The organism is Chimaeribacter arupi, from assembly GCF_002858805.1.
Lineage (GTDB): Bacteria > Pseudomonadota > Gammaproteobacteria > Enterobacterales > Enterobacteriaceae > Chimaeribacter > Chimaeribacter arupi.
Window position 1 is genome coordinate 1 of sequence record NZ_PJZI01000074.1, and the last position, 2404, is coordinate 2404.

Genomic DNA, 2404 nt, shown 5'->3' on the forward strand with positions numbered 1-2404 from the left:
CCACGTCCGCTTCTGGCACAAAGCGGACTGACCTCAGGTAAGGTCCGCTATGAGCAAGAAACGTATATATGCTTATGAAGCAGTAAATAATAACGGTTTACAACAGGTCGGTTATTGAACTATTGGTTCGAAATTAAGGATGATAAAAGCCCGGATGATTTCCAGGCTTCACCAAACTCATTGTTTAAAAGGTTGCGGTTAAGATTATTCAACAACCACGATAATTTTTCCTACCTGACCATTTGCTTCCATATAACGCTGGGCGTTAGCAATTTCTTCAAGCGGAAACGTTTTATCAATGACCGGCTTCAGTTTGCCTGAGCGTAAGCCCTCAGTGACAAAAGCTTTTGCGCGAGTCATTTTTTCAGGATTCATTGTGATTTCAAACAGCTCATATCCTCGTAAAGTCAGGTGCTTACCCAGAATATCAAATACAGGCACAAGCATGTCACGGCTGTCGAGCGCGCCATACTGGAAAAACATGCCCTGCGGAGCCATCACCTTAGTCAGTTTTGCCACGTCGGGGCCGCCGACGGGATCAAAAACAATATGAGCGCCCGCACCATGTGTTGCACGATTGATTTCAGCAACCATATCCTGCTCCGCAGTAGCAATGACGTTGGCGGCACCGGCTTTCATGAGCATTTCGCTTTTTTCAGAGGTACGCGTAAGCGCAATGGGTTTTGCTCCCAGCATATTAGCTATCTGTATGGCAGCCAGACCAACGCTGCTTGATGCTGCGCGGATCACCACGTTCTGACCGGCCTGAAGATTGCCATATTCAACCAGCGCACCATAGGCGGTGACATACATCATCCAGCTTGCAGCAGCTTCCTCGAATGAAAGATTTTCAGGATGCTTTACGACAGCGTGCACCGGTGCATTGACCAGTTCGCCGTACATGCCATATTCATTAAACATGAATGAAGGAATCACGCTCACCATGTCTCCACTGGCAAATTCTTTAACGTTCTCGCCAACAGCCTGCACGACGCCAGCCGCTTCATAACCAAGACGTGCGGGGAATTCCGGCTCAATGACATACTGGCCGTTACGGTACATGATTTCTGCACGGTTAAGACCAACCGCATGTACACGAATCTGTACTTCACCCGCTGCTGGCGCGGGCACCTCTACATCAATAACTTCCAGTACTTCCGGACCGCCGGTGCGGTTAAAGGTAACAACTTTAGACATGTTCAGATCTCTTCAGTTAGTGGCACATCCCCGTATTAAGGCTGAAGACGTGCCCGAATCGTTTGAGAACAATCTACGTTGTTATGGATGCACGAAAAATAGCAGCCGTGGAACTTCAGTTTTAATTATTTATTAACAATCCTGCTGTCTCAGTGGAGCTTCATGGACAGAACATCACTAAACCAGTCAATAAAGACCCGGACTTTTGGAGAAAGGTAACGCCTGTCCGGATACATTACTGCCACGGGCTTTGATACTGAAGGGTATTGGGTCAGAACCTCTTCAAGAGCACCTGAAGCTATATAAGGGGCAAGAGCAACGTAGGTGGCCTGGATAATGCCCAGACCGGCAAGACCACAGGAGAGCAGAATGTCGGAGTTATCTACCAGTACGCTGCTGGCGGGGTGCAATGTCACGACGCTCCCGTCCTCAATAAACTTCCATTCCATAACGTCACGACTATGTTCACTAAAAAAGTTAACCGCCCGATGTTGCTTCAGGTCTGCCAGTGTCTCTGGCAGACCGTGCTGTTGAAGATAAGACGGAGCTGCACAGGTGACCATCCTGATGTCACCAATGCGCCTGGAGATAAAACTTGAATTATGAAGCGCACCCAGCCGAACAAGACAATCTACACCTTCGGTTATCAAATCACTTTTTTTATCCGATGAAACTAATACGACTTCAATGCCGGGGTACCGTGTCTGGAAATCTTTGAGATTTGGAATCAATATGGCATGAGCCAGCGCCAGTGGAACATCCAGCCTGAGGCGCCCTCGTGGTGGAAGAGTAGGTGAAAAAATGGCCATCATGTCATTAACGTCGGCTAGAACATGTCTGGCATGATGATAGAATTCATCTCCTTCAGCTGTAATACTCAGCTTTCGTGTTGTGCGATGAATGAGTTTTACACCCAGATCGTCTTCAATTTTTTGTATCGCTTTGCTTACAGTTGGGCGATGTATTTGAAGAATGTCCGCGGCCTTTGTGAAACTACCCTGCTCAACAACCTGTATGAAAATATTTAGATATTCAATCATGTTGGAATGCAATTGATCACCTGACTTTTTTAGCCCTTTTAAGCAAACATTGTAAGAAAAAACATCCCAAAAGTATTAATCCTTTCCAGTCAGGTAAGAACTTTCAGACTCCCACAATGTGCGTGATTGAGACAAAGCAAACGGGCACATTTCATTGAATGTCTGAA

2 protein-coding genes are annotated in these 2404 nt (G+C 46.6%); both read right to left on the bottom strand.

The features are described from left to right. Positions 1 to 204 precede the first annotated feature (204 nt). Complete coding sequence (locus CYR52_RS22075; RefSeq protein WP_101829446.1) at positions 205 to 1197, bottom strand: zinc-dependent alcohol dehydrogenase family protein; 993 nt, start codon at positions 1195 to 1197, stop codon at positions 205 to 207. Positions 1198 to 1346: 149 nt separating this feature from the next. Continuing rightward, positions 1347 to 2237, bottom strand: coding sequence for a LysR family transcriptional regulator (locus CYR52_RS22080; protein ID WP_101829447.1), 891 nt, complete (start codon positions 2235 to 2237; stop codon positions 1347 to 1349). Positions 2238 to 2404: the final 167 nt, after the last annotated feature.